The sequence below is a fragment of the Streptomyces sp. L-9-10 genome (assembly GCF_004151105.1).
GTDB lineage: Bacteria > Actinomycetota > Actinomycetes > Streptomycetales > Streptomycetaceae > Streptomyces.
In genome coordinates this window covers 85,722-111,346 of record NZ_PHRF01000152.1, presented here as the reverse complement: position 1 = coordinate 111,346, position 25,625 = coordinate 85,722, and the positions used below count along the sequence as shown (strand labels likewise).

General features: G+C 71.3%; 20 protein-coding genes, 3 pseudogenes and 1 riboswitch. Of the genes and pseudogenes, 14 read left to right on the top strand and 9 right to left on the bottom strand.

The features are described from left to right. The first annotated feature begins 64 nt into the window (after positions 1-64). Positions 65-604 (top strand): TetR/AcrR family transcriptional regulator, encoded by a 540-nt coding sequence (locus CU044_RS31735; protein WP_129772257.1) that lies wholly within the window; start codon positions 65-67, stop codon positions 602-604. Between the two features lie 116 nt (positions 605-720). Here the strand turns inward: CU044_RS31735 and CU044_RS31730 are convergent. Continuing rightward, positions 721-1,335: pseudogene (locus CU044_RS31730) on the bottom strand (peptidoglycan DD-metalloendopeptidase family protein); the annotation flags it as partial. Positions 1,336-1,619: 284 nt separating this feature from the next. On the opposite strand from CU044_RS31730, the gene rpsB reads away from it, so the two are divergent. The 9 genes and pseudogenes from rpsB to CU044_RS31685 form a co-directional block, all read left to right on the top strand. Further along, positions 1,620-2,543 (top strand): 30S ribosomal protein S2, encoded by a 924-nt coding sequence (rpsB, locus tag CU044_RS31725; protein WP_129772188.1) that lies wholly within the window; start codon positions 1,620-1,622, stop codon positions 2,541-2,543. Between the two features lie 93 nt (positions 2,544-2,636). Then, entirely contained in the window at positions 2,637-3,473 is an 837-nt protein-coding gene (tsf, locus tag CU044_RS31720) for a translation elongation factor Ts (protein ID WP_030351727.1), read from the top strand. Positions 3,474-3,629: 156 nt separating this feature from the next. After that, on the top strand, positions 3,630-4,409 hold the full coding sequence (pyrH, locus tag CU044_RS31715; RefSeq protein ID WP_129772187.1) for a UMP kinase: 780 nt from the start codon (positions 3,630-3,632) through the stop codon (positions 4,407-4,409). A gap of 126 nt (positions 4,410-4,535) precedes the next feature. After that, entirely contained in the window at positions 4,536-5,093 is a 558-nt protein-coding gene (frr, locus tag CU044_RS31710) for a ribosome recycling factor (protein ID WP_030351725.1), read from the top strand. Continuing rightward, the gene (locus CU044_RS31705; RefSeq protein ID WP_129772186.1) at positions 5,093-6,163 is read left to right on the top strand and encodes a phosphatidate cytidylyltransferase; all 1,071 of its coding nucleotides are present in this window, start codon (positions 5,093-5,095) and stop codon (positions 6,161-6,163) included. The genes frr and CU044_RS31705 overlap by 1 nt, the downstream gene beginning before the upstream one ends. Before the next feature lie 211 nt (positions 6,164-6,374). Beyond that, positions 6,375-7,487 (top strand): 23S rRNA (adenine(2503)-C(2))-methyltransferase RlmN, encoded by a 1,113-nt coding sequence (gene rlmN, locus CU044_RS31700; protein ID WP_129772185.1) that lies wholly within the window; start codon positions 6,375-6,377, stop codon positions 7,485-7,487. Positions 7,488-7,545: 58 nt separating this feature from the next. Next, a riboswitch (TPP riboswitch) is annotated at positions 7,546-7,671 on the top strand. Between the two features lie 83 nt (positions 7,672-7,754). Further along, positions 7,755-8,897: a thiamine ABC transporter substrate-binding protein gene (locus tag CU044_RS31695; protein ID WP_240045974.1), complete on the top strand. Its 1,143-nt coding sequence runs from the start codon at positions 7,755-7,757 to the stop codon at positions 8,895-8,897. A gap of 77 nt (positions 8,898-8,974) precedes the next feature. Next, entirely contained in the window at positions 8,975-10,588 is a 1,614-nt protein-coding gene (locus CU044_RS31690; protein ID WP_129772184.1) for an iron ABC transporter permease, read from the top strand. Next, positions 10,588-11,613 (top strand): annotated as a pseudogene (locus CU044_RS31685) (ABC transporter ATP-binding protein); the annotation flags it as partial. The gene CU044_RS31690 and the pseudogene CU044_RS31685, both read left to right, overlap by 1 nt. Before the next feature lie 157 nt (positions 11,614-11,770). Here CU044_RS31685 and CU044_RS31680 read toward each other — a convergent pair. Both CU044_RS31680 and CU044_RS31675 read right to left on the bottom strand, forming a co-directional pair. Next, positions 11,771-12,445: a response regulator transcription factor gene (locus tag CU044_RS31680; RefSeq protein ID WP_129772183.1), complete on the bottom strand. Its 675-nt coding sequence runs from the start codon at positions 12,443-12,445 to the stop codon at positions 11,771-11,773. Continuing rightward, positions 12,439-13,659 (bottom strand): sensor histidine kinase, encoded by a 1,221-nt coding sequence (locus CU044_RS31675; RefSeq protein WP_129772182.1) that lies wholly within the window; start codon positions 13,657-13,659, stop codon positions 12,439-12,441. The genes CU044_RS31680 and CU044_RS31675 overlap by 7 nt, the downstream gene beginning before the upstream one ends. A gap of 164 nt (positions 13,660-13,823) precedes the next feature. Between CU044_RS31675 and CU044_RS31670 the strand changes: the two genes are divergently transcribed. Together CU044_RS31670 and CU044_RS31665 are read left to right on the top strand one after the other, a co-directional pair. Further along, positions 13,824-15,023, top strand: coding sequence for a glycosyltransferase 87 family protein (locus tag CU044_RS31670; RefSeq protein WP_129772181.1), 1,200 nt, complete (start codon positions 13,824-13,826; stop codon positions 15,021-15,023). Next, on the top strand, positions 14,948-16,090 hold the full coding sequence (locus tag CU044_RS31665) for a glycosyltransferase family 4 protein (RefSeq protein WP_129772255.1): 1,143 nt from the start codon (positions 14,948-14,950) through the stop codon (positions 16,088-16,090). The genes CU044_RS31670 and CU044_RS31665 overlap by 76 nt, the downstream gene beginning before the upstream one ends. Positions 16,091-16,160: 70 nt before the next feature. Here the strand turns inward: CU044_RS31665 and CU044_RS31660 are convergent, their stop codons facing one another. The 5 genes from CU044_RS31660 to CU044_RS31640 form a co-directional block, all read right to left on the bottom strand. Beyond that, positions 16,161-17,297 carry an LOG family protein gene (locus CU044_RS31660; RefSeq protein WP_129772180.1) on the bottom strand — a complete coding sequence of 379 codons (1,137 nt, stop codon included), beginning with the start codon at positions 17,295-17,297 and terminating at the stop codon, positions 16,161-16,163. Between the two features lie 232 nt (positions 17,298-17,529). Further along, positions 17,530-18,873, bottom strand: a complete 1,344-nt coding sequence (locus CU044_RS31655) for a hypothetical protein (RefSeq protein ID WP_129772179.1) — start codon at positions 18,871-18,873, stop codon at positions 17,530-17,532. Beyond that, the gene (locus tag CU044_RS31650; protein ID WP_129772178.1) at positions 18,855-19,583 is read right to left on the bottom strand and encodes an ATP-binding cassette domain-containing protein; all 729 of its coding nucleotides are present in this window, start codon (positions 19,581-19,583) and stop codon (positions 18,855-18,857) included. The genes CU044_RS31655 and CU044_RS31650 overlap by 19 nt, the downstream gene beginning before the upstream one ends. 183 nt (positions 19,584-19,766) lie before the next feature. Further along, positions 19,767-21,146 (bottom strand): aspartate aminotransferase family protein, encoded by a 1,380-nt coding sequence (locus tag CU044_RS31645; protein ID WP_129772177.1) that lies wholly within the window; start codon positions 21,144-21,146, stop codon positions 19,767-19,769. Then, a complete protein-coding gene (locus CU044_RS31640) occupies positions 21,131-21,634 on the bottom strand; it encodes an Lrp/AsnC family transcriptional regulator (RefSeq protein ID WP_129772176.1) in 504 nt (167 codons plus the stop codon). The genes CU044_RS31645 and CU044_RS31640 overlap by 16 nt, the downstream gene beginning before the upstream one ends. Before the next feature lie 193 nt (positions 21,635-21,827). Here CU044_RS31640 and CU044_RS31635 point away from each other — a divergent pair, with 193 nt between their 5' ends. Together CU044_RS31635 and CU044_RS31630 are read left to right on the top strand one after the other, a co-directional pair. Continuing rightward, entirely contained in the window at positions 21,828-23,267 is a 1,440-nt protein-coding gene (locus CU044_RS31635) for a gamma-aminobutyraldehyde dehydrogenase (protein ID WP_129772175.1), read from the top strand. A gap of 340 nt (positions 23,268-23,607) precedes the next feature. Next, entirely contained in the window at positions 23,608-24,477 is an 870-nt protein-coding gene (locus CU044_RS31630) for an MIP/aquaporin family protein (RefSeq protein WP_240045976.1), read from the top strand. Positions 24,478-24,520: 43 nt separating this feature from the next. Here the strand turns inward: CU044_RS31630 and CU044_RS31625 are convergent. After that, a pseudogene (locus CU044_RS31625) lies at positions 24,521-25,225 on the bottom strand (serine hydrolase domain-containing protein); the annotation flags it as partial. Positions 25,226-25,625 lie beyond the last annotated feature (400 nt).

Sequence of the window (25,625 nt, the reverse complement as noted above, 5' to 3'; positions counted from 1 at the left end):
CGCTCATCCGTAGAGTGGAGGCGTGCCCAGGATTCGAGCGGCCTCCGTGGCCGAGCACCGGACCATGCAACGAGGCGCCCTGCTGGACGCCGCGCGCTCCCTGCTGTCCGAAGGCGGTACGGACGCGCTGACCTTCCCCGCACTCGCCGAGCGCACCGGCCTCGCCAGGTCCTCCGTCTACGAGTACTTCCGCTCGCGCGCCGCCGTCGTCGAGGAACTGTGCGCCGTCGACTTCCCGCTCTGGGCGGCCGAGGTCGAGGCGGCCATGGCCGGGGCGCAGACGCCCGAGGCCAAGATCGAGGCGTATGTGCGCCGTCAGCTCGCGTTGGTCGGGGACCGGCGCCACCGCGCGGTCGTCGCCATCTCCGCGAGCGAACTGGACGCCGGGGCCCGGGAGAAGATCCGTGCCGCGCACGGCGGTCTGATCGCCATGATCGTGGAGGCTCTCGGTGAACTGGGCCATGAACAGCCCCGGCTCGCCGCCATGCTGCTCCAGGGCGTCGTGGACGCGGCCGTCAGACGTATCGAGCTCGGCGCGGCCGAGGCACCCCAGGAGATCGCCGAGGCGGCCGTCTCCATGGCGCTGCGCGGCGTACGGGGCTGAGCGCCCGGCACGTACACCGGCGGCACGTACACCGGCGGCACGTACACCGACGGCGCGTACGCCGGCGGATGCGCCGCCAGTGCCCATCGCGCGCCCCGCTGCGCTCGTTCCGGCTCCGGCTCGGGGACACCGAAGACCGGCAGGAGCCGCGACGGGCCCCGGCGCAGCAGCGCGCGGGGCAGCAGGGACAGCGGGTTCAGATGGACCCTGCCCCGCAGCAGACCCCAGTGCAGACATCCCGGCGCGCAGTGGGACGGAGCGTCCGCCATCGTGGCGACCCGCTGGCCCGCCGTCACTTCGTCTCCTACGGCGACGAGAGGTGACACCGGTTCGTAGGTGGTCCGCAGCGGCGGATCCCCCGTACCGGACAGCGTGATCGAGAGCACCCCGCGCCCCGCCACCTGGCCCGCGAAGGAGACCCGGCCCGCCGCCGCCGCGCGTACCGGCGCCCCGGCCGCCGCGGCCAGGTCCACCCCGCGATGACCGGGGCCGTACGCCGATGCGGGCGGCTCCCAGCCCCGCAGCACCGCCGGACCCGGACGCGAACCCACGGGCCAGGCCCGGCCCTCGCCGCCGCCGGGCGCCTTCGCGGCCACCGCCTCCGGCGCGGCCCACAGCCCGAGCGATGCCAGGACGACGGCGACGAGTGCGCCGAGCGCGACACGTACGAGCGGTACGCGGCGTGGGACGAGAAGGACGAGTGTGCCGAAGTGATTACGGAAAGTAGTCATGCCGTCCACGGTCCCGCATGGCGGCGCCATCGCGCTGATCATGAACGGGATCTGTGGAGTACCGACCGGTTGTGGACAACGCCGTCACCCAGGGGTGCGAAGGTCCCGTACACTTCTTGTGGCGATCCGGGTCACCGGGTCGACTTCGCACGCCCCGCCATCGGCCCTTTCGCGCCGATGTCAGCGCTTCTCGGTCTCGGTCTTCCGTGGCACAGCGCATCGGGGCGTCAGGCGCGACTGCCGTCCGGCGGACGCGACAACCGAGTATCTCAAGGAGTACGGCCATGGCCGTCGTCACGATGCGGGAGCTGCTGGAGAGCGGCGTCCACTTCGGTCACCAGACCCGTCGCTGGAACCCGAAGATGAAGCGCTTCATCTTCACCGAGCGCAACGGCATCTACATCATCGACCTGCTCCAGTCGCTGTCGTACATTGACCGCGCCTACGAGTTCGTCAAGGAGACCGTCGCGCACGGCGGCTCCATCATGTTCGTCGGTACGAAGAAGCAGGCCCAGGAGGCCATCGCCGAGCAGGCGACGCGCGTCGGCATGCCCTACGTCAACCAGCGCTGGCTGGGCGGCATGCTCACCAACTTCTCCACCGTCTACAAGCGCCTTCAGCGTCTGAAGGAGCTTGAGCAGATCGACTTCGAGGACGTGGCCGCCTCCGGCCTCACCAAGAAGGAGCTGCTGGTCCTCTCCCGCGAGAAGGCCAAGCTGGAGAAGACCCTCGGTGGTATCCGCGAGATGCAGAAGGTGCCCAGCGCCGTCTGGATCGTCGACACCAAGAAGGAGCACATCGCCGTCGGTGAGGCGCGCAAGCTCCACATCCCGGTCGTCGCGATCCTCGACACCAACTGCGACCCCGACGAGGTCGACTACAAGATCCCGGGCAACGACGACGCGATCCGCTCCGTCACCCTGCTCACCCGCGTGATCGCCGACGCCGTCGCCGAGGGCCTCATCGCCCGTTCCGGCGTCGCCACCGGTGACTCGAAGCCGGGCGAGAAGGCCGCCGGCGAGCCGCTCGCCGAGTGGGAGCGCGACCTGCTCGAGGGCGAGAAGAAGGACGACGCCGAGAAGCCGGCCGAGGCCAAGGCCGAGGCCGAGGGCGACGTCCAGACCTCCGCCGAGACGGAGAAGGTCGCCGACGCGGAGCAGGCCGAGGCCCCCGCCGAGGCTCCGGCCGCGGACACCGAGCAGGCCTGACCTTCCCCAGGTTCGGTAGTCGACGGCGGGGGCCCACCGGCCCCCGCCGTCCACCCGTAGATCCTTCAGACCTTCGAGAGAGAATTACAGATCATGGCGAACTACACCGCCGCTGACGTCAAGAAGCTCCGTGAGCTCACCGGCGCCGGCATGATGGACTGCAAGAAGGCGCTCGACGAGGCCGACGGCAACGTCGACAAGGCCGTCGAGCTTCTCCGTGTCAAGGGCCAGAAGGGCGTCGCCAAGCGCGAGGGCCGTTCGGCCGAGAACGGCGCCGTCGTCTCCCTCATCTCCGAGGACAAGACCTCCGGCGTTCTCCTTGAGCTGAAGTGCGAGACGGACTTCGTCGCCAAGGGTGACAAGTTCCAGACCGTCGCCAACACGCTCGCCGCCCACGTCGCCGCGACGTCCCCGGCCGACCTCCCGGCGCTGCTCGCCTCCGAGATCGAGGCCGGCAAGACCGTGCAGGCGTACGTGGACGAGGCGAACGCCAACCTGGGCGAGAAGATCGTCCTGGACCGCTTCGCGCAGTTCACCGGCGGTTACGTGGCCGCCTACATGCACCGCACCATGCCCGACCTCCCGCCGCAGGTCGGCGTCCTCGTCCAGCTGGACAAGGAGAACGCCGAGGTCGCCAAGGACGTCGCGCAGCACATCGCCGCCTTCGCGCCGAAGTACCTCAGCCGCGACGAGGTCCCGGCCGAGACGGTCGAGAACGAGCGCCGCGTGGCCGAGGCCACCTCGCGCGAGGAGGGCAAGCCCGAGGCCGCCCTGCCGAAGATCGTCGAGGGTCGTGTCAACGGCTTCTTCAAGGACGTCGTCGTGACGGAGCAGGCGTTCGCCAAGGACAACAAGAAGTCCGTCCAGAAGGTCCTGGACGAGGCCGGTGTCGCCCTGACGCGCTTCGTGCGCATCAAGGTCGGCGTCTGAGTCTGTACGCGATCAACCCAAGACCCCGATAGGGTCTGACGCAGTCGTCCGGGTACCTGCCGGGCGGCCGCAGATCTGACGAGGAGGCCATTGCCGCACAGGGAACCGCAAGGACCCCGGCAATGGCCTTCTTCGTATGCGCACGAGGAGATCTCCATGGAACAGGCCGACACAAGCGACGACGGCAAGAAGAGCGACGACGGCAGGAACCACGGCCGCGGACGCTTCATGCTGAAGCTGTCCGGTGAGGCGTTCGCCGGACGGGGAGCGCTCGGCGTCGACCCCGATGTCGTCCACGCCATCGCCCGCGAGATCGCCGCCGTCGTCCGTGACGGCGCCCAGATCGCGGTCGTCATCGGCGGGGGCAACTTCTTCCGGGGCGCCGAACTCCAGCAGCGCGGCATGGACCGGGCGCGCTCCGACTACATGGGCATGCTCGGCACGGTCATGAACTGCCTCGCGCTCCAGGACTTCCTGGAGAAGGAGGGCATCGACTCCCGTGTCCAGACCGCCATCACCATGGGGCAGGTCGCGGAGCCGTACATCCCGCTCCGCGCCGTGCGCCACCTGGAGAAGGGCCGCGTCGTGATCTTCGGCGCCGGTATGGGCATGCCGTACTTCTCGACCGACACCACGGCCGCCCAGCGCGCGCTGGAGATCGACGCCGAGGCATTGTTGATGGGGAAGAACGGGGTCGACGGGGTGTACGACTCCGACCCCAAGACCAACCCCGCCGCGGTCAAGTTCGACGCCCTGGAGTACGGCGAGGTGATCGCCGGAGATCTGCGGGTCGCCGACATGACCGCCATCACGCTGTGCCAGGACAACAAGCTGCCGATCCTCGTCTTCGAATTGCTGAAGGAAGGCAATATCGCGCGTGCGGTCAAGGGTGAGAAGATCGGCACGCTCGTGAGCGACCAGGGCACCCGGAGCTGATCCGGGGCCGCCCCGCACGGGATGGACAAAGCCCTGCCGGTCGGACACCGTGCAGGACAAGACGCGACGCAGGTTCCGCCGGCCGATTCGCACGCCGGGCCCACTCAAGACACGCAGGAGCAAGTGGTGATCGAAGAGACCCTCCTCGAGGCCGAGGAGAAGATGGAGAAGGCCGTCCTGGTCGCCAAAGACGACTTCGCCGCGATCCGCACAGGGCGGGCGCACCCGGCGATGTTCAACAAGATCGTGGCGGACTACTACGGTGCCCTGACCCCGATCAACCAGCTCGCCTCGTTCGCCGTACCCGAGGCGCGGATGGCCGTGGTGACCCCGTTCGACAAGAGCGCGCTGCGCAATATCGAGCAGGCGATCCGCGACTCCGACCTCGGAGTCAACCCGAGCAACGACGGCAACATCATCCGGGTGGTGTTCCCCGAGCTGACGCAGGACAGGCGCAAGGAGTTCATCAAGGTCGCCAAGACCAAGGCCGAGGACTCGAAGATCTCGATCCGCGCGGTCCGCCGCAAGGCCAAGGAGACCATCGACAAGCTGATCAAGGACGGCGAGGTCGGCGAGGACGAGGGCCGCCGCGCCGAGAAGGAGCTCGACGACACCACCGCGAAGTATGTCGCGCAGGTGGACGAGCTGCTGAAGCACAAGGAAGCCGAGCTGCTCGAAGTCTGATGAACGACTCTTCCCGGGGAGCCTCGTCGACAGCCGGATACTGGGGACCGACCGACCCGGGGGCTGTCCCGGCGGGTCCCGCATACGATGAGCATCCCGCACAGCAGACTCGGCCCATGCCCATCGTGCCCGACGGACCCGCCGACAGCGGGAACCAGGATGACGACCGGGGGGCCGCTCGGCCGGGCGGCCCCCCGTTCCGTGACAACACCCCGCAGGAGCCCATGGCAGCCCCTCCGCCACCCCCGCCGAAGAAGCGGGCCGGACGCGATCTGCGTGCGGCCATAGGGGTCGGTATCGGGCTCGGCGCGGTGGTCGCGGCCTCGCTCTTCATCGTCAAGGCCGTCTTCATCGGCGTCATAGCGGTCGCGGTGGTGATCGGGCTGTGGGAGCTGACCTCACGGCTCGACGAGAAGAAGGGCATCAAGGCACCGCTCGTGCCACTCGCCGTCGGCGGCGCCGCGATGGTCGTCGCCGGGTACGCGCGAGGGGCGGAGGGTGCCTGGGTCGCGATGGCCCTCACCGCGCTCGCGGTGCTGATCTGGCGGATGACGGAACCGCCCGAGGGCTATCTCAGAGATGTCACGGCGGGGGTCTTCGCCGCGTTCTACGTGCCGTTCCTGGCCACCTTCGTCGCGATGATGCTCACCGCGCACGACGGCCCGTGGCGCGTGCTGATGTTCCTGCTGCTGACGGTCGTCAGCGACACGGGCGCGTACGCGGTCGGCTGGCGTTTCGGCACACACAAGCTGGCGCCCCGTATCAGCCCCGGCAAGACCTGGGAGGGGCTGGCCGGAGCCGTCGGCTTCGCGATGGCGGCCGGTGCGCTCTGCATGGAGTTCATGATCGACGGCGGGGTCTGGTGGCAGGGACTGCTGCTCGGGCTCGCGGTCGCGGCCAGTGCCACCCTCGGTGATCTCGGCGAGTCCATGATCAAGCGCGATCTCGGCATCAAGGACATGGGCACGCTGCTGCCGGGCCACGGCGGGATCATGGACCGGCTGGACTCCCTGCTGCCCACGGCGCCCGTGGTCTGGTTGCTGCTGGTGCTCTTCGTGGGCTCCGGATAGTGCTCTCGTCCCCGGCAAGGTCGGCCCGTCGCGGCACTACCCGTACCGGTTACCCTGAAAGGGCTCGCCGCTCACGGGTGGCGGGCCCTTTTGAGCCCCGCGGCTGTGAAGCCGTTCCCGTGAGGTCTCCCGGCACCGGCACCGTCCTGCCGTACTCCCCGCCACAGCGGGGGTAGCCCGGCCTCGCCGCACCGAGGAGATTTGGTTTTTCATGGCCCCGCCGACACCCGGAGAACTCACTTTCGTCGCGCCTCGCGGAGCCAAGAAGCCCCCGCGGCATCTCGCCGACCTCACCCCCGCGGAGCGCCGCGAGGCCGTCGCCGCGATCGGCGAGAAGCCGTTCCGCGCCAAGCAGCTGTCGCAGCACTACTTCGCGCGGTACGCGCACGACCCCGAGCAGTGGACCGACATCCCGGCCGCCGCGCGCCAGAAGCTCGCCACGGAGCTGCTGCCCGACCTGATGTCGGTGGTACGGCACATCTCGTGCGACGACGACACCACCCGTAAGACCCTGTGGCGGCTGCACGACGGCACCCTCGTCGAGTCGGTGCTGATGCGCTACCCGGACCGGGTCACCATGTGCATCTCCTCGCAGGCGGGCTGCGGGATGAACTGCCCGTTCTGCGCCACCGGCCAGGCCGGTCTGGACCGTAACCTCTCCACCGCCGAGATCGTGCACCAGATCGTCGACGGGATGCGCGCGCTGCGTGACGGCGAGGTCCCCGGCGGCCCCTCGCGGCTGTCCAACATCGTCTTCATGGGGATGGGCGAGCCGCTCGCCAACTACAACCGGGTGGTCGGGGCGATCCGCCGGCTCACCGACCCCGAGCCGGACGGTCTGGGCCTCTCGCAGCGCGGGATCACCGTCTCGACGGTCGGTCTGGTGCCCGCGATGCTGCGCTTCGCCGACGAGGGCTTCAAGTGCCGGCTCGCGGTCTCCCTGCACGCGCCCGACGACGAGCTGCGCGACACCCTCGTGCCGGTCAATACGCGGTGGAAGGTACGGGAAGTGCTGGACGCCGCCTGGGAGTACGCGGAGAAGTCGGGCCGCCGGGTCTCCATCGAGTACGCGCTGATCCGCGACATCAACGACCAGGCGTGGCGCGGCGACCGGCTGGGCCGGCTGCTCAAGGGCAAGCGGGTGCACGTCAATCTGATCCCGCTCAACCCGACGCCCGGCTCGAAGTGGACGGCGTCGCGCCCCGAGGACGAGAAGGCGTTCGTCGAGGCGATCGCGGCCCACGGCGTGCCGGTGACCGTACGGGACACCCGGGGCCAGGAGATCGACGGGGCGTGCGGACAGCTGGCGGCCTCCGAGCGGTAGGAGCGCGGGAGGAGTCGGTACGGCGCCACGGGGTAACCTTGGCCTGAACGTATTGCATATTTTCCGACAGGGGAGCGCCACAGCGCTGAGAGTGCGGCACATGTCCGTGGGAGCGGGCAGCGGTCGCAGACCCTCTGAACCTTGCCCAGGTCATTCTGGGTAGGAAGTTCGGACACCACTCAAGCTGTAGCGCCCTGCCCGGAGTCCGGACCGTACGGACCCCGGGCAGGGCCGCGTCTTCTCCTGGACATCCCAGGAGGAAAGTCAGTGAGCAGTACCCGTATCCGTCCCCGCACCCGTACGCGTACCAGCACGAGAAGGGCGGCCGTCGGCGCGCTCGCCGCCGCGCTCGGCGTCTCGGCGCTCGCCGCCTGCGGCGGGTCCGGCGGCTCCACACCGTCCGGTGACGGCGGCAGCGGCGGTCCGGAGTCCAGGACCGTCACCCTCGTCAGCCACGACTCGTTCAACGCCTCGCCCGCCGTGCTGAAGGAGTTCACCAAGGAGACCGGTTACACGGTCAAGGTCCTGAAGAGCGGCGACGCCGGGGAGGCCCTCAACAAGGAGATCCTGACGAAGGGTTCGCCCCAGGGCGATGTCTTCTTCGGTGTCGACAACACCCTGCTCTCCCGCGCCCTCGACAACGGCCTGTTCACGCCGTACAAGGCGAAGGGCCTGGACCGCGTCGAGGAGAGCGCGCGGCTCGACAAGGACAAGAACCGGGTCACCCCGGTCGACACCGGCGACATCTGCGTCAACTACGACAAGAAGTACTTCGCGGACAAGAAGCTGGCGCCACCGCGGACCTTCGACGATCTGATCAAGCCCCAGTACAAGAACCTCCTCGTCACCGAGAACGCCGCGACCTCCTCACCCGGCCTCGGCTTCCTCCTCGGCACGGTCGCGCGGTACGGCGACAAGGGCTGGCAGGACTACTGGAAGAAACTGAAGGACAACGGAGTCCAGGTCGTGGACAGCTGGGAGCAGGCGTACAACGACAGCTTCTCCGGCTCCGCGGGCGGCAGGAAGGCCAAGGCCGACCGGCCGCTCGTCGTCTCGTACGCCTCCAGCCCGCCCGTCGAGGTGCTGTACGCCGAGCCCCGGCCCGAGGAGGCGCCGACCGGGGTCTCCACCGGGACCTGCTTCCGGCAGACCGAGTTCGCCGGTCTGCTGGGCGGCGCGAAGAACGAGGCCGGCGGCAAGGCGCTGCTGGACTTCCTGATCGGCGAGAAGTTCCAGGCGGACATGCCGCTGAACATGTTCGTCAACCCCGTGGTCAAGGACGTCGCGCTGCCCGAGCTGTTCACGAAGTTCGGCGCGACCGTCGACACGCCCGAGGCCGTGGCCCCCGACACGATCGCCGCCCACCGTGAGCAGTGGATCCAGTCGTGGTCCTCACTCGTAGTGAAGTAACCCCCAGGACGCCGGGGGGAGGACGGCCGGGGCGCGGCAGGGGCCGGGGGCGCGGAAACGCCGTACGGCTCGCCCTCATGGCCGTGCCCGTCGCCTTCTTCGCCGTCTTCTTCGCCTATCCGGTGGCCGCGATCGTGGGCCGGGGACTGAAGACGGACGGCGGCTGGCAGGTCGGCCGGATCGGGGACGTACTGGCCCGCCCGGACATCCTCGGCGTCCTGTGGTTCACCACCTGGCAGGCGCTCGCCTCCACCGCGCTGACGCTGCTGATCGCGCTGCCGGGCGCGTATGTCTTCGCCCGCTTCGACTTCCCCGGCAAACAGCTGCTGCGCGCGGTCGTCACCGTCCCGTTCGTGCTGCCGACCGTCGTGGCCGGCACCGCCTTCCTGGCGCTGCTCGGGCGCGGCGGACTCCTCGACGACCTGTGGGGCGTACGGCTCGACACCTCCGTCTGGGCGATCCTCCTCGCGCATGTCTTCTTCAACTACGCGGTGGTCGTCAGGACGGTGGGCGGGCTGTGGGCGCAGCTCGACCCGCGCCAGGAGGAGGCGGCCCGGGTGCTCGGCGCGGGACGGTTCGCGGCCTGGTGGCGGGTGACGCTGCCGGCCCTCGGTCCCGCCGTCGCCGCCGCCGCGCTGATGGTCTTCCTCTTCACCTTCACCTCCTTCGGGGTCGTACAGATCCTGGGCGGCCCCGGCTTCTCCACCCTGGAGGTGGAGATCTACCGGCAGACCGCGCAGCTCCTCGATCTGCCCACCGCCGCCGTGCTCACGCTGGTGCAGTTCGCGGCGGTCGGCGCGGTCCTCGCGGTGCACGCGTGGACCGTACGGCGGCGGGAGACCGCGCTGCGGCTGGTCGACCCCGCGCTGACCGCACGCCGGCCGCGCGGCGCCGGGCAGTGGGCGCTGCTCGGCGGGGTGCTCGGCACCGTACTGCTGCTGATCCTGGTGCCGTTGGGGGTGCTCGTCGAACGCTCCCTGGACGGTCCCGGCGGATACGGATTCGACTTCTACCGGGCCCTCGGATCGGTGGAGTCCAGCGGCGGCACCTTCCTCGTACCGCCGCTGGAAGCGGTCTGGAACTCACTGCGGTACGCGCTCGTCGCGACCGCCGTCGCGCTGGTGGTCGGAGGGCTGGCCGCCGCCGCGCTCACCCGGCGCGCGGGCCGTCTCGTGCGGGGCTTCGACGCGCTGCTGATGCTGCCGCTCGGCGTCTCGGCCGTGACCGTCGGCTTCGGTTTCCTGATCACGCTGGACAAGCCGCCGCTGGATCTGCGGGCCTCCTGGATCCTGGTGCCGCTCGCCCAGGCGCTGGTGGGGGTGCCCTTCGTCGTACGGACCATGCTGCCGGTGCTGCGGGCGGTCGACGGACGGCTGCGCGAGGCGGCGGCCGTGCTCGGAGCGTCGCCGCTGCGCGCCTGGCGGGAGGTGGATCTGCCGCTGGTACGGCGGGCGTCGCTGGTCGCCGCCGGGTTCGCGTTCGCCGTCTCGCTCGGCGAGTTCGGCGCGACGGTCTTCATCGCCCGCCCGGACCGGCCGACGCTGCCGGTGGCCGTCGCGCGGCTGCTGGGGCGGCCGGGCGAGCTGAACTACGGCCAGGCGATGGCCCTTTCCACGGTCCTGATGGTGGTGTGCGCGGTGTCGCTGCTGGCGCTGGAACGTATCCGTACCGACCGCTCGGGAGAGTTCTGATGGCCTTGCTGACCCTGTCGGACGTGACCGTACGGTTCGGCGCCCGCACCGCGCTCGACGCGGTGGATCTGGAGATCGCCGAGCACGAGATCGTCTGTGTGCTCGGACCGAGCGGCAGCGGCAAATCGACGCTGCTGCGGGTGGTCGCCGGGCTCCAGGAGCCGGCCGGCGGACGGGTGGCGCTCGACGGCTCCGACCAGTCGGGGGTACCGGTGCACCGGCGCGGCGTCGGCCTGATGTTCCAGGACCACCAGCTCTTCCCGCAGCGTGACGTGCGCGGCAATGTCGCCTTCGGCCTGCGGATACGCGGCGCCACCCGGGGCGAACAGGACCGCCGCGTCGATGAGTTGCTCGACCTCGTCGGACTGCCGGGGGCCGGCCGCCGGGCCGTCGCCGAGCTGTCGGGCGGCGAACAGCAGCGGGTGGCGCTGGCACGGGCGCTCGCGCCGAGGCCGCGGCTGCTGATGCTGGACGAACCGCTCGGTCAGCTCGACCGCGGCCTGCGCGACCGGCTCGTGGTCGAACTGCGCGGACTGTTCGGACGGTTGGGTACGACCGTGCTCGCCGTCACCCATGACCAGGGCGAGGCCTTCGCGCTCGCCGACCGGGTGGTGGTGATGCGCGACGGCCGTATCGCCCAGACCGGCACCCCGCTGGAGGTCTGGCAGCGGCCCGCCTCCGCCTTCGTCGCGCGGTTCCTCGGCTTCGGCAATGTCGTGGACGCGACGGTGAGCGGCGCGGTCGCCGACACGGTCTGGGGGAAGGTCCCGGTCCCCGGCGGATCGGCCCAGGGCGAGCGGACGGTGCTGGTGCGGCCCGCCGGGGTACGTCTCGTGGCCCCCGGTGAAGGGCTGCCCTGCACGGTCGGGGCGCGTACGTTCACCGGCGGCCGGGTCGCCGTACTGCTACGGCCCGGCGCACTCACCGGCGCACCGGACATCGAGGCCGAGTGCGGGCTGCGCGAGGCGCCGGAGGAGGGCGCGGAGGTGGGGGTCGCCTTCGCCGCCGAGGAGGTGGTGGTGCTGGCCGCCCAGGACCGGCCCGGAGTGCCGGCCGCCCAGGACCGGCCGGGCATGAGGGCGGCGGATCAGGACCCGCAGAGCGTGCGGGCATCGGACCGGGACCGGGACCGGGACCGGCCGGGCGGTCGGGCGGCGGACACGGCCGGGCCGTCCCCGTACCTCACGGGCCATGGCGCCCCGCCCCCGGCCGCACCAGACCGAGTTCGTACGCCAGGATCACCGCCTGCGCCCGGTCCCTGAGCCGCATCTTCGCGAACAGCCGGTTGATATGCGTCTTGACCGTGTGGTCCGAGATGGTGAGCCGGCCGGCGATCTCGGCGTTGGACAGACCGCGCGCGATCAGTACGAGCACCTCGGCCTCGCGCGCGGTCAGCCCGTCCAGCGTGCGCACGGGCAGCACCGACTCCCGCTGCCGCGCGAACTCCGCGATCAGCCGCTTGGTGACCTCGGGCGCGAGCAGCGCGTCGCCCCTGGCCACGACCCGTACGGCGTGCAGCAGTTCGGGAAAGGTCGCGTCCTTCAGGAGGAAGCCGCCGGCTCCCGCCGCGAGCGCGTCGTACACGTACTCGTCGAGATCGAAGGTGGTCAGGATCAGCACCTTCGTCGATCCACCGGACGCGGCGAGGATCTCGCGGGCCGCCTCGATGCCGTTCTTGTGCGGCATGCGGATGTCGAGCAGCGCCAGATCGGGCCGGTGCTCGGCGGCGGCACGGACCGCCTGGACGCCGTCCTCCGCCTCCGCCACCACCGTGATGTCGTCCTGCGTGGCCAGCAGATTGACGAAGCCGGTCCGTACGACCGCCTGGTCGTCGGCCACGATCGCCCTGATCACCAAGGGAGTTCCGCCTCCACGAGAAAACCGCCGTCAGGCCCCGGACCGGCCGTGAGCCGCCCGCCCAGCAGGGCGGCCCGTTCCCGCATCCCCGCCAGACCGTGTCCCCAGGGCCGGTCGGGGGCGGGCCCCGGACCGTCGTCGCCGACCCGGATGGCCAGCCGGTCGGCGAGGTAGCCGATCTCCACCAGCGTACGGGCGCCGGGCGCGTGCCGGCGCGCGTTGGTCAGCGCCTCCTGCACGATGCGGTACGCCGACAGCTCCCAGGAGGCGGGCGGTCCGTTCCGCTCGCCGGCGGCGCCCCGCTCGCCGGTGAACCGCAGCTCCGCCTCGCCGCCCACCGCGCGGTGCTGCTCCAGCAGTTCGTCCAGCGCGTCGAGCGACGGCGGCGGCGCGGTCGCGGCCTTCTCGTCGGGACGGGTGCGCAGCACCCCGAGCAGCCGCCGCAGTTCGGCCATCGAGGAGCGTGCCGTCCCGGCGATGTCCTGGAACGCGGTCCGGGCCTCGGGCGAGAGGCCGGGGGTGGTGTACGCCGCGCTCTCCGCCTGCACCGCGATCATCGAGACCGAATGGGAGACGACATCGTGCAGTTCGCGGGCGATCGCCGCGCGCTCGGCCTCCGCCGCCCGGCGGCGCTCCATCGCGATCAGCCGTTCCTGCGCGGCGCTCCGTTCGCGCCGGGTCTCCTCGCGTGCGCGTACGGCGTCGCCGGTGCTGACGGCGCCGAGGACCACGGCGGTCAGGACGAAGGTCTCGGCGAACCACCCGAGGGAGAACGCGTCGCCCCGCCGCATGGAGGGGAGGAGGTCCCGGGCGGTGCGCTGCCACGTACTGATGTGCACCAGATTCGCCGCCAGGGCCGCGAGAAACCCAGCGCCGACGAGCAGCGCGGGGTGCTGTACCCGCTGTCGGCCGAGGGTGTAGCAGCCGATCAGCCCGGCCGCCGCCGCTGTGGCGTAGAGACTGGACGAGGGACTGGCGGTGAAGCTGATCAGGACCGACGCCACCGTCAGGATCGACACCGCGGGCAGGGCCCGGCGCCACATCAGGGACGCCGTCGAGACCAGCACCCCCGCCGAGACCGTCGGCCCGGCCGGCAGCCGCCACAGCTCCGCCGCCGCACAGCCCGTCAGCAGGGCTCCGGTGACCCAGGGATACGCGGGGCAGCCGACCATGCGGCGCAGCCGTGCCCGCAGGGTCCCGAATCGGTCGTTCATACCCCCGATTCTTCGGCATCCCGGCCGGTGGCCGCGTCGGAGCACGGGCTGATCCCCGGCCCGGATCTCGTACCACGGGGTGACTCCCGGGACCGGAGCCACGGTTGACGTGCCGGGCATGCCCCTTTCCTAGCCTCGGAGCCACGCCAGGAAAGGGGGTTTTCATGCCGGCTCAAGGGGGTCCGCGACGGGCGCGGCACCGGGTGTTCGGCTGGGCGGCGTGCGCGGTCGTGGCACTGGCCTTCGGTCTCGTGTCCGGTCCGACTCCGCACCGGGTGTGGGGAGGGATCGCCGCCGCCGGCTACGCGGCGGCGGCGCTGATTGCCGGGCGGCCGGGCGGCGGGGCGCGGAGGTCCGCGGTCGTGGCGGTGACGGGCGCGGTGGCGCTGCCGCTGCTGCTGCTCGTCGGCACGGGCCGGGGGCAGCTGGAGGTCGACGTCGTGGAGCGCTCCGGGGAACTGCTGCTGCGTACCGGCAGCCCGTACGTACCGGAGCCCGCCGGACTCGCCGACTACAACCCGTATCTGCCCGGCATGGCGGTCTTCGGCGCGCTCCCGGGCGATGCGCGCTGGTGGCTCGCCGGCTGCTTCCTCGGCGCGCTGGTGCTCGCTGTACGGCGGAGCCCGACGGTGCTGCTGATCGCCGCGTGTCCTCCGGTGGCGCTGCCGCTCGCGGTCGGCGGAGTCGACCTGCCGGTCGCCGGGCTGATGTGTCTGGGACTGACGCTCGCCGGACAGGGCCGGGCCGGGCGCGCCGGGCTGGTGCTCGGCGCCGCCGCCGTGCTCAAGTGGACGGCCTGGCCCGCGCTGCCGGTGGCCGTCGCGCTGCTCGCGGCGCGCTCCGGAGGGCGGCCCGCGCTGCGCTGCGGGGCAGTGGCTCTCACGGCCGTCGCGGCGGCCGTCGCGCCCGTCGCGCTCGCCGGCCCCGCGGGCTTCCACCGCAACGTCATCGCCTTCCCGCTCGGTCTCACCGCGACCCCGTCGCCCGCGGCCTCGCCGTTCCCCGGCCGGCTGCTCGCGGATCACGTGCCGGGCGGTGCGCTCGTGGCCGCCGTGCTGCTCGCCGTCGCCGCCGCGCTGCTGGCCGGCTCACTTCTTGTACGCCCGCCCCGCACCGTCGCGGCGGCGGCCCGGCGGCTCGCTCTCGGGCTCACCGTGGCGATCGCGCTCATGCCGGCCAGCCGGTTCGGCTATCTCGTCCATCCGCTGGTGCTGCTGGCCTGCTCGGTCCGGCTCGTACCGCGAGGCCCGCTTCCGCTTCCGCAAGGAGGGACCCCGTGCCCGGAACTCTGCCCCGGACGCTCGTCGTCACCAATGACTTTCCGCCCCGGCAAGGAGGTATCGAAACCTTCGTCCGGGCCATGACGGACCGCTTTCCGCCGGACGGGGTGGTCGTGTTCACCTCGTCCGAGCCTGGGGCCGCCGCCCATGACGCCGCTCTGCCCTACCCCGTCGTCCGGGACCGCGCCGCCACCCTCCTGCCGACTCCGCGCGCCACCTCCCGCGCGGTGGAACTGGCCCTCCGGTACGGCTGCCACCGGGTGTGGTTCGGGGCCGCGGCGCCGCTGGGCCTGATGGCGGGGCGGCTGCGGCGCGAGGCCGGGATACGGCGGCTCGTCGCCACCACGCACGGTCATGAGGTGTGGTGGGCCCGGACGCCGGGCGCGCGCGGGCTGTTGCGGCGGATCGGGACGGGGGTCGACACCATGACCTGTCTCGGGGAGAGCACCCGCGCGCCGATAGCCGCCGCGCTCGGCACCCAGCGGCGCGGAGCGTCCGGCGCCGCCCGGCTGGAGCGGCTCGTTCCGGGCGTCGACCCCGACGCGTTCCGGCCCCGGGACGACGGCGGAACGGTCCGGGAGACGTACGGACTCGGCGACCGGCCCGTGATCCTGTGCGCCGCCCGGCTCGTCCCCCGCAAGGGGCAGGACGCGCTGATCCGCGCACTGCCCCGGGTACGCGCCGCCGTCCCGGACGCGACGCTCCTGCTCGTCGGCGCGGGACCGTACGAGCGCGGACTGCGCCGGCTGGCGGCGGCGCGCGGCGTGGAGCGCGAGGTCGTCCTCGCCGGCGGGCATCCGCACGCCGCGATGCCGCCGTTCTTCGCCGCCGCCGATGTCTTCGCGATGCCCTGTCGCACCCGCAGGGGCGGCTTGGAGGTGGAGGGCCTGGGCATCGTCTACTTGGAGGCCGCGGCGGCCGGACTGCCCGTTCTGGCGGGCGATTCGGGCGGAGCGCCCGACGCCGTACGCGACGGGGAGACGGGACATGTCGTGGACGGCCGCCGCACCGACGAGATCGCGGACCGGCTCGTGGCGCTGCTCCGCGACCGCGAGGCCGCCCGGGAGATGGGGCGCAAGGGGCGCGAGTGGGTGCGTACGGAGTGGGACTGGGACCGTTCGTACGACCGGCTCGCCGCGCTGCTCGCCTGAGCGCCGCCGACAGCCCGCCGCTCCGCCCGCCCGACAGCCCGCTCCCCCGCCGACAGCCCGCTGCCGCCGCTCACCCCACCGCTCCCCCCGCCGCGAGCCGGGCGAGCGCCGCCGGTGCCTCGTCCACCGTGTCGACGAGCGCGATACGGGACTCCATCCGGCGCTCCCGCGCGAGCGCCGTCAGCAGCGGCCAGGCAGGCAGCCGCTCCGTCCAGTGGGCCCGGTCGACCAGGACCATCGGCGTCGGCTCGCCGCGCGACTCGTAGTAGTTCGGCGTCGCGTTGTCGAAGATCTCCTGGACGGTGCCCGCCGCGCCCGGCAGGAAGACCACGCCCGCGTTGGAGCGCGCCAGCAGGCCGTCCTCGCGGGTGGCGTTGGCGAAGTACTTGCCGATGTGCGCGGCGAAGGCGTTGGGCGGCTCATGGCCGTAGAACCAGGTGGGGATCCCGATCGACGCCTCGCCCTTGGGCCAGCGCGCGCGTATGGCGAAGGCGGCCCGCGCCCAGTCGGATATGGAGGGGACGAACGACGGTGCCTTCGCGAGCATGCCGAGCGCCTCGTCCAGCATGTCGTCGGGGTGGGAGGCCGCGTACGCGCCGAGGTTCGCGGCCTCCATGGCGCCGGGCCCGCCGCCGGTCGCCACGGTCAGTCCGGTACGGGTGAGCGAGCGGCCGAGCCGTGCCGCGCCGGCGTACGCGTCGGTACCGCGCGCCATCGCGTGTCCGCCCATCACCCCCACCACCCGGGCGCCCGCGAGGAGTTCGTCCAGGGCGTCGGAGATCGCGTCGTCGTGCACCGCGCGCAGCATGGACGCGAGGATGTCGCCGTCCGCCTTGGTCCGCTGGAACCACGCGTAGGCGCGCGCGTCGGGCGTGGCCTCGTAACCGCCCTCCGCCAGCCCCTCGAAGAGCTGGTCGGGCGAGTAGACGAACCCCCGGTAGGGATCGAACGGGAGATGGGGGACGGGCGGGAACACCATGGCGCCGTCGGACCGGACCTTGTCGGCGGCGCGGGGCTCCATGGGGCAGCCGAGGAAGACGGCGTCGGCGGTGTCGGTACGGAGCAGTTCGGGCGTACGGGCCGTCAGATCGACGGACTGGAGCCGGTATCCGCCGAGCGTGCCCGCCCGCACGACCCGGTCGAACTCGTCGAGGGTCTCTATCTCGTGGTCCTGGGCGTGCGCGGGGGACTGGGCGTCGTTCGGCATGGGGTCACGATAGGGCGTGGCCGGCGGGGTGTTGCCGCCAGGGCCCCCGCCCTCCGGCCCGCCGGCCCCGTCTCCCGGGCCCGTCGTCCTCCGGAAATCCGGAACCCGCCGTCCCCCCGAAATCCAGAACCGGCCGTGCCCCCGAAATCCGGAACCGGCCGTGCCCCCGAAATCCGGAACCGGCCGTGCCCCGCACTCGGGCGGGGCACGGCCGGTCCGGACGGAGCGCCGCTCAGTTGGTCAGCGGGACCGCCGCCAGGGCCGCCACGGCCCAGGTCAGCGGGGCGAACACCACGAGGATCGTGGTCGCGCGCACCGCCGCCGCCGTCCGCAGGAGCGTGGCGGGGGCACCGAGCCGGTACAGGGACTCGGTGGTGGAGACACGGGCCTGCTTGGCCTCCAGCACCGCCGTCAGAACCGTGGCCACCGTGCAGCCGATGACCAGGGCGGCGCCGAGGCCGGTGAGCGGGCCGAAGGGCCGTTCGTCACCGGGCCCGTACAGGGTCGCCGCGGCGAACGCGCCCGAGACCACCGCGCACAGCACGCCCAGCGGGCGTCCGATACGGCGTGCCTCGGCCATCAGCGTGCGGCCCGCCAGCAGCCGGATCGCGCCGGGGCGCACGGCCTGGAGCAGCAGGCCGCAGAGATGGGTGATCCCCGGTCCGGCCAGCGCCAGGCCGACCGCCGTCAGCGCCCAGCCCGCCAGCACTCCGGCCGAACTGCCGTCGAAGTGGCCCGGCAGCGGCGGCGGGGTGCCGCCACCGCCCCGGCTCGCGTACGTCTCGACCGCGAGCCCCGCCGCCGCGATCGCGACACCCCACGGCAGACCGGCCGGCGTCGGCCCCGGATCGGGGACGCGGGCGGGCAGCAGGACCCTCGGCTCGCTGACGGCGGTGTCCGGGGCCTTCGCCGCGTCCGCGGCCTCCGCCGCCTCGATGGCCTTGCCCGACGCGGTACGCGTATCGGCATCCGGATCCGTATCCGCGGCCGTGTCCGTGGTCGGATCCGCCGCCATCACCATGGCGTTGACGGGCCGGACCGGCGTCCTGGCGGGAGCGGGCGGGAGCCCGGCCGTCGTGCGCGTCCGCAGCGCCAGCCAGGTCGCCGCCGACGCCAGCACCGGCACCGCGGCCAGCAGCGTCAGCGCCGCGCCCAGCGGCAGCGGCCGGCCCGCGGCGAGCAGTTTCGCGGCCTCGCCGTCGAACGGCATCCCCGTCAGATCACCGCGCAGATGCAGGAAGAACAGCAGCGCCACCGCGCTGCCCAGGGTGCACGATACGGCGGTCGACGCGGCGGCCAGCGCCGCGAGCCGCGACGGGCCGAGGCCCACCGCCGACAGCCCGGAACGGGGCAGGGTGCTCTGATCGGTACGGGCCGTGGCGACCGCGAACTGCACCGTCGCGGCCAGCGGGATCAGACACCAGAGCAGCCGCGCCTGGGACCCGGCCGGGTGGTCCAGTGCCCAGCCCAGTGTGCACAGGAGAAGGAAACCGACCCCGGCGGAGGCGGCGGCGACCAGCAGCCGGCGCAGCAGGACCAGGGGGTGGGCGCCGCGGCCTAGACGGAGAGCGAGCACGCGGCCCGGCCTTCCGCCTCGGACGGCCGGAGCGAGTTGACCCGGCGTCCGTCCACCAGTGAGACCGTACGGTCGGCCAGCGCCGTGAGCTCCTCGTCCAGTGTCGCCAGGACGACGGTGATCCGGTGCGAGCGGGCCGCGGTGGTCAGCGTGCGCAGCACCTGCGCGCCGTCCGTGAGATGCAGCGCCGCCGCCGGCTCGTCGGCGAAGAGCACCGAGGGCGTGGTGACCAGCGCGCGGGCGACGGCGACACGCTGCCGCTGTGCCTGGTACAGGGCGTACGGCCGTTTACGGGCGCAGCCGCCGATGTCGAGGCGCTCCAGCCACTCCATCGCCGCGGCCTTGGCGGCGCGATGGGACGAGCCGCGCATCAGCAGCGGCAGGGCCGCGTTCTCCCAGACGTTGAGTTCGGGGACGAGGGACGGCTCGGGGCCGATCCAGCTGAAGCGGTCGCGGCGCAGCTGTTCGCGGAGCGCCGCGCTCATGGTATGGACCGGCGAGCTGTTGAACCAGACCTCGCCCTCCTGCGGCACCAGCTGACCCGACAGACACCGCAGCAGAGTGGTCTTGCCGCTGCCGCGCGGGCCGTTGACGGCGAGGATCTCACCCTCGCGCACCCCGAGCGAGACGCTGTCGAGTGCGGGGGAGCCGTTGTGGGAGTAGTTCAGAGAACGCGCCCAGAGCACGTCGTTGTCCGGTGGGGCCACCATTGGCGTACACCTCGGTTCGGATTTACCTCCCCCGTCCGGGGGAACGAAGGCGGCGACGATCGGTCACTGGGCACGGTAGGGATTCGAAGCCGGGAGTACGGACAGCACACGGCCCGGGTGCCGCCCTTCTCACTCGAAAGGCGGCACCCGGGCCGTCATGCGGGGGTGGGAACCCCGTCACCGTCAGAGCTTGGTCCACGCCTCCGTCAGCACCGACCGCAGGATTCCCTCGATCTCGTTGAACGTCGACTGGTCGGAGATCAGCGGCGGCGCCAGCTGCACGACCGGGTCGCCGCGGTCGTCGGCCCGGCAGTACAGGCCGTTCTCGTACAGCTTCTTGGAGAGGAAGCCGTACAGGACGCGCTCGGTCTCCTCGTCCGTGAACGTCTCCTTCGTGGCCTTGTCCTTCACCAGCTCGATGCCGTAGAAGAAGCCGTTGCCGCGGACGTCACCGACGATCGGCAGGTCGTGCAGCTTGTTCAGCGTGTCGAAGAAGGCGGACTCGTTGTCCAGGACGTGCTGGTTGAGGCCCTCGCGCTCGAAGATGTCGAGGTTGGCGAGGCCGACCGCCGCCGAGACCGGGTGGCCGCCGAAGGTGTAGCCGTGCAGGAAGGTGTTGTCACCCTCGTAGAACGGCTCGGCGAGCCGGTCGGAGACGATGCACGCGCCGATCGGGGAGTAGCCCGAGGTCATGCCCTTGGCGCAGGTGATCATGTCCGGTACGTAGTCGAACTTGTCGCACGCGAACATCGTGCCGAGCCGGCCGAAGGCGCAGATGACCTCGTCGGAGACGAGCAGGACGTCGTACTGGTCGCAGATCTCGCGGACCCGCCGGAAGTACCCGGGCGGCGGCGGGAAACAGCCGCCCGCGTTCTGCACCGGCTCCAGGAAGACCGCCGCGACCGTGTCCGGGCCCTCGAAGAGGATCTGCTGCTCGATCTGGTCGGCGGCCCAGCGGCCGAAGGCCTCGGGGTCGTCGCCGTGGAGCGGCGCGCGGTAGATGTTGGTGTTCGGCACCTTGTGCGCGCCCGGGACCAGCGGCTCGAACGGTGCCTTCAGGGCCGGCAGACCGGTGATCGACAGGGCTCCCTGCGGTGTGCCGTGGTAGGCGACGGCGCGCGAGATGACCTTGTACTTGGTCGGCTTGCCGGTCAGCTTGAAGTACTGCTTGGCGAGCTTCCAGGCGGTCTCGACGGCCTCGCCGCCGCCCGTGGTGAAGAAGACCTTGTTGAGGTCGCCCGGCGCGTAGTGGGCGAGCCGCTCGGCCAGCTCGACGGCCTTGGGGTGCGCGTACGACCAGACCGGGAAGAAGGCCAGCTCCTGCGCCTGCTTGTAGGCGGTCTCGGCCAGCTCGTGGCGGCCGTGCCCGGCGTTGACCACGAACAGCCCCGAGAGACCGTCCAGGTAGCGCTTGCCCTGATCGTCGTAGATGTAGGTGCCCTCACCACGCACGATGGTGGGCACGGGTGCGTTCTCGTACGACGACATGCGGGTGAAGTGCATCCACAGGTGGTCGTACGCGGTTTTGGAGAGGTCCTTGCTCACGGCTATCGGGTTCCCCACATGTAGGTCTGCTTCTTCAGCTTGAGGTAGACGAAGCTCTCGGTGGAGCGCACGCCGGGGAGCGCGCGGATCCGCTTGTTGATCACGTCCAGCAGGTGGTCGTCGTCCTCGCAGACGACCTCCACCATCAGGTCGAACGAGCCCGCGGTCATCACCACGTACTCGCACTCGTCCATGGCCGACAGCGCGTCCGCGACGGGATCCAGATCACCCTCGACATGGATGCCGACCATCGCCTGGCGCCGGAAACCCACGGTGAGCGGGTCGGTGACGGCGACGATCTGCATCACGCCCTGGTCGAGCAGTTTCTGGACGCGCTGGCGCACGGCCGCCTCGGAGAGGCCGACGGCCTTGCCGATCGCGGCGTACGGACGTCGCCCGTCCTCCTGGAGCTGTTCGATGATCGCGAGGGACACGGCATCGATGGACGGCGATGATCCGTTCCCGGTCCTGGAGTCTGTCCTGGAGTCTGCGCTGCGACTGGCCACGCGCTTCACTGTGCACTGCGACTCGTCTGTCCCGCAACCCTGTATCGATGAAATTCGTTGTTGAGGCGATCAAATCTCACCGAATCCGAAGTTGTGGGGGGTCCGGCCTGTCGAAAGCGTCGACCGACCGATTAGGGTGGGTGTCTCACCCATCGGACATTCCGATACGTAACTTCCGACAGGAGGGGTGGCAGTGACCACCGAGCTGCGCCGGCTGCGTAACTACATCAACGGAGAGTTCCGGGACGCCGCGGACGGGCGGACCATCGACGTGGTCAACCCGGCCACGGGCGAGGTGTACGCCACCTCCCCGCTCTCGGGGCAGGCCGACGTCGACGCCGCCATGGAGGCCGCCGCGGCCGCCTTCCCGGCCTGGCGCGACACCACCCCGGCCGAACGCCAGAAGGTACTGCTCAAGATCGCGGACGCCTTCGAGGAGCGGGCGGAGGATCTGATCGCCGCCGAGTCCGAGAACACCGGCAAGCCGCTGGAGCTGACCCGTACCGAAGAGATCCCGCCGATGGTGGACCAGATCCGCTTCTTCGCGGGCGCCGCCCGGATGCTCGAAGGCCGCTCGGCCGGGGAGTACATGGAGGGGCTCACCTCCATCGTCCGCCGCGAGCCGGTCGGTGTCTGCGCGCAGGTCGCGCCGTGGAACTACCCGATGATGATGGCCGTGTGGAAGTTCGCGCCGGCCCTCGCCGCGGGCAACACCGTGGTGCTCAAGCCGTCGGACACCACCCCGGCCTCGACCACGCTGATGGCCGAGATCATCGGCGCGATCGTCCCCAAGGGCGTCTTCAACGTCATCTGCGGCGACCGCGACAGCGGCCGGGCGATGGTCGAGCACCCGATCCCGGCGATGGCCTCGATCACCGGTTCCGTACGGGCCGGTATCCAGGTCGCCGAGTCGGCGGCCAAGGACGTCAAGCGCGTCCACCTGGAGCTGGGCGGCAAGGCGCCGGTCGTCGTCTTCGAGGACGTCGACATCGCCAAGGCCGTCGAGGACATCGCGGTGGCGGGCTACTTCAACGCGGGCCAGGACTGTACGGCCGCCACCCGCGTCCTCGTCCACGAGTCGATCCACGACGAGTTCGTGACGGCGCTCGCGAAGGCCGCGGCCGACACGAAGACCGGCGCCGCGGACGACGCGGATGTGCTGTACGGCCCGCTCAACAACGCCAACCAGCTGAAGCAGGTCTCCGGCTTCATCGAGCGGCTGCCGGCCCACGCCAAGGTCGAGGCGGGCGGCCACCGGGTCGGTGACAAGGGCTACTTCTACGCCCCGACCGTCGTCTCCGGCCTCAAGCAGGACGACGAGATCATCCAGAACGAGGTCTTCGGACCGGTCATCACCGTCCAGTCCTTCACGGACGAGGCGCAGGCGCTGGAGTACGCCAACGGCGTCGAGTTCGCGCTCGCCTCCTCGGTGTGGACCAAGGACCACGGCCGCGCGATGCGGATGTCGAAGTCCCTGGACTTCGGCTGCGTCTGGATCAACACCCACATTCCGCTGGTCGCGGAGATGCCGCACGGCGGCTTCAAGAAGTCCGGCTACGGCAAGGACCTCTCGGCGTACGGCTTCGACGACTACACGCGTATCAAGCACGTGATGACCTCGCTCGACGGCTGACCAGGCCGCCGGGGCGATTCCCCGGCCGAGCGGAATTCCCGTCGGAAGGGCGGGCGGTGGACTTCTTGTCCACCGCCCGCCCTTTTCGTTCGCGCGCGGCGGAAAACCCTCACCCGAATGGCTCACCTGCCCGTGTGACAGGCCCTCAGCTGTGCGCCGCACTCGCCGGGCGCATTCCACCGGACGGTCCTACAGTCGCTTCTATCAAGGCCCGCTCGGGCCGTCTGATGGATGCTCGAAGGCTGTCCGAAGCCTGTCCGAAGCAGGAGGAGCAATGGCGACCACCAGTGCGACCACCAGTACAAAGCGCCGTGGCTACCACGAAGGACTCAATGGTGAGCTGCTCGCGGAATTCCTGGGAACGTTCGTACTGATCCTGCTCGGCTGCGGGTCGGTCGCCGTGGCCGTCGCCGGGCTCCCGGGTTCGGGCCGCCAGACGGTCGCCTTCGGCGCGGCGAACTGGCTGATCATCTCGTGGGGCTGGGGGCTCGGCGTGGTCTTCGGGGTCTATGTCTCCGGAGGTATCAGCGGAGGGCATATCAACCCGGCCGTCACGCTCGCCTTCGCCGCGCGCCGCGGATTCCCCTGGAAAAAGGTCCTCCCGTACTGGGGCGCGCAACTCCTGGGCGCCTTTCTCGCCGCCGCCGTGGTCTTCGCCGCGTACAGCTGGGCCATCGACGATTTCAATGACAAGGCCGGAGTCGCCAGGGACGAGTCACTCTCCACCTTCTCGATTTTCGCCACCTTCCCGGCCGAATACTTCGGTAATTCCTGGTGGGGTCCCTTCCTGGACCAGGTCATCGGAACCGCGATTCTCCTTATTCTGGTCTGCGCGCTCATCGACACGCGCAACAGCGGGCCCCTGTCCAATCTCGCACCGTTCCTGATCGGTCTGGTCGTCTTCGCGATCGGTCTGAGCATCGGGACGAACGCCGGATACGCGATCAACCCCGCGCGTGACTTCGGGCCGCGACTGTGGACGTACATCGTGGGCTGGGGGGACATCGCGCTACCGGGCACCTTCCAGTGGTTCAGCGGCTATTTCTGGATCCCGATCATCGGACCGCTGGTCGGGGGGCTCATCGGGGTCTTCGTCTACGACCTGTTCATCGGGAAGGTGCTGACGGCCCGCGCCAAGGAGGTGCCGCCGGAGACGCTCAGGGCCGAGGAGCCGGGACCGTCGAGGGAGGACCCGGGCGCCGACGTGTGAGGGCGCGGGCCTGCGCGGGCGGGGCTCTCTCACCGTGGCGGGCCTACGCGGGCGGGGCCTGGCCCTCGGACGGCGCGCCGAACGTGGCGACCATCAGCTTCAGCGCGGTCGGGTTCATGTCCGCGCCCTTCGCGTCCGTCGCGTTGACGCTGTACACCAGGGTCCGGGAGAGATCCCGGGTGGCACCGACCGCCGTGTTGTAGCCCCGTCGTCCGCCCGTCTTGCCCCACACCTGGCGGCCCCCGAGCGTCGTCATCGACAGACCGGCGCTGTACGCGGCGGGGTCGCCGGAGACGACGTCGCGCACGGTCGGGTCCGGCAGGGTGAACATCTCCTCCAGCTGCGGTTCCGGCACCACCCGGCCCCGGAACAGGGCCTGGACGAACCGTTCGAGATCGGCGGTGGTGGAGATGACGTCGCCCGCCGCCCAGGCTTCCGTGGCCCCCCACACCGTCACATCACGCAGTTCGAAGCCACCGCCGGAGCCATCGCCGGGCCGGGGGAACGACTGGTAGCCGTGGTTGTGCGGCCCCTTGATACGCGGATCGGCGCCGGGAAAGTACGTGTCGCGCAGACCGAGCGGTGCCAGGACACGGCGGTGGACCTCGTCGGCGGGCCGGCCGCCGCGCAGATCGTGGACGCCCGCGCTGCCGCGCCAGCTGCCGTCGCCGCCGACCCTGACCAGCGCGGCGGTCGCGTCGGCGCGGGGCAGACCGGCGAGTGCGGCCCGTAGCGCCTCGGCGTCGGGGGCGGTGTCGTGCCTCCCCGGAGTTCACCGCGACCCCCGGAGGGACCAGCGCGAAGGTCAGTACGGCGGAGGGGACGCGGCGGCGGGCGGGGGACAGCGCGGCGACGGTGTAGAGCGCCATCAGACTGGTGTACGGCAGCGTCTGGCCCGGACCGTCCAGCGTGAACTTGTAGAGGATCTGCGCCACCACGACGGCCAGCAGTACGGTCACGGGCGCCCGGCGCCGCCAGACCAGCGGCAGCACGGCCAGCGTGGTCAGACCGTACGACGGCCAGTCGGCGGGCGGCAGCCCCGGCCCGCGCGGCACGACGAACGGAATGGTCACCGCCGCCTGGATGAGCAGGGCCACCCCGATGTCGACGGCCCACGGACCGGCGCAGGACACCGCTCCGCCACCCGC

Excerpts from the sequence above, each read along its gene's own strand:
- CU044_RS31735 (WP_129772257.1), top strand. The coding sequence starts at position 65 with ATGCAACGAGGCGCCCTGCTGGACGCCGCGCGCTCCCTGCTGTCCGAA.
- rpsB (WP_129772188.1), top strand. The coding sequence starts at position 1,620 with ATGGCCGTCGTCACGATGCGGGAGCTGCTGGAGAGCGGCGTCCACTTC.
- tsf (WP_030351727.1), top strand. The coding sequence starts at position 2,637 with ATGGCGAACTACACCGCCGCTGACGTCAAGAAGCTCCGTGAGCTCACC.
- pyrH (WP_129772187.1), top strand. The coding sequence starts at position 3,630 with ATGGAACAGGCCGACACAAGCGACGACGGCAAGAAGAGCGACGACGGC.
- CU044_RS31705 (WP_129772186.1), top strand. The coding sequence starts at position 5,093 with ATGAACGACTCTTCCCGGGGAGCCTCGTCGACAGCCGGATACTGGGGA.
- rlmN (WP_129772185.1), top strand. The coding sequence starts at position 6,375 with ATGGCCCCGCCGACACCCGGAGAACTCACTTTCGTCGCGCCTCGCGGA.
- CU044_RS31690 (WP_129772184.1), top strand. The coding sequence starts at position 8,975 with ATGGCCGTGCCCGTCGCCTTCTTCGCCGTCTTCTTCGCCTATCCGGTG.
- CU044_RS31675 (WP_129772182.1), bottom strand. The coding sequence starts at position 13,659 with ATGAACGACCGATTCGGGACCCTGCGGGCACGGCTGCGCCGCATGGTC.
- CU044_RS31670 (WP_129772181.1), top strand. The coding sequence starts at position 13,824 with ATGCCGGCTCAAGGGGGTCCGCGACGGGCGCGGCACCGGGTGTTCGGC.
- CU044_RS31660 (WP_129772180.1), bottom strand. The coding sequence starts at position 17,297 with ATGCCGAACGACGCCCAGTCCCCCGCGCACGCCCAGGACCACGAGATA.
- CU044_RS31650 (WP_129772178.1), bottom strand. The coding sequence starts at position 19,583 with ATGGTGGCCCCACCGGACAACGACGTGCTCTGGGCGCGTTCTCTGAAC.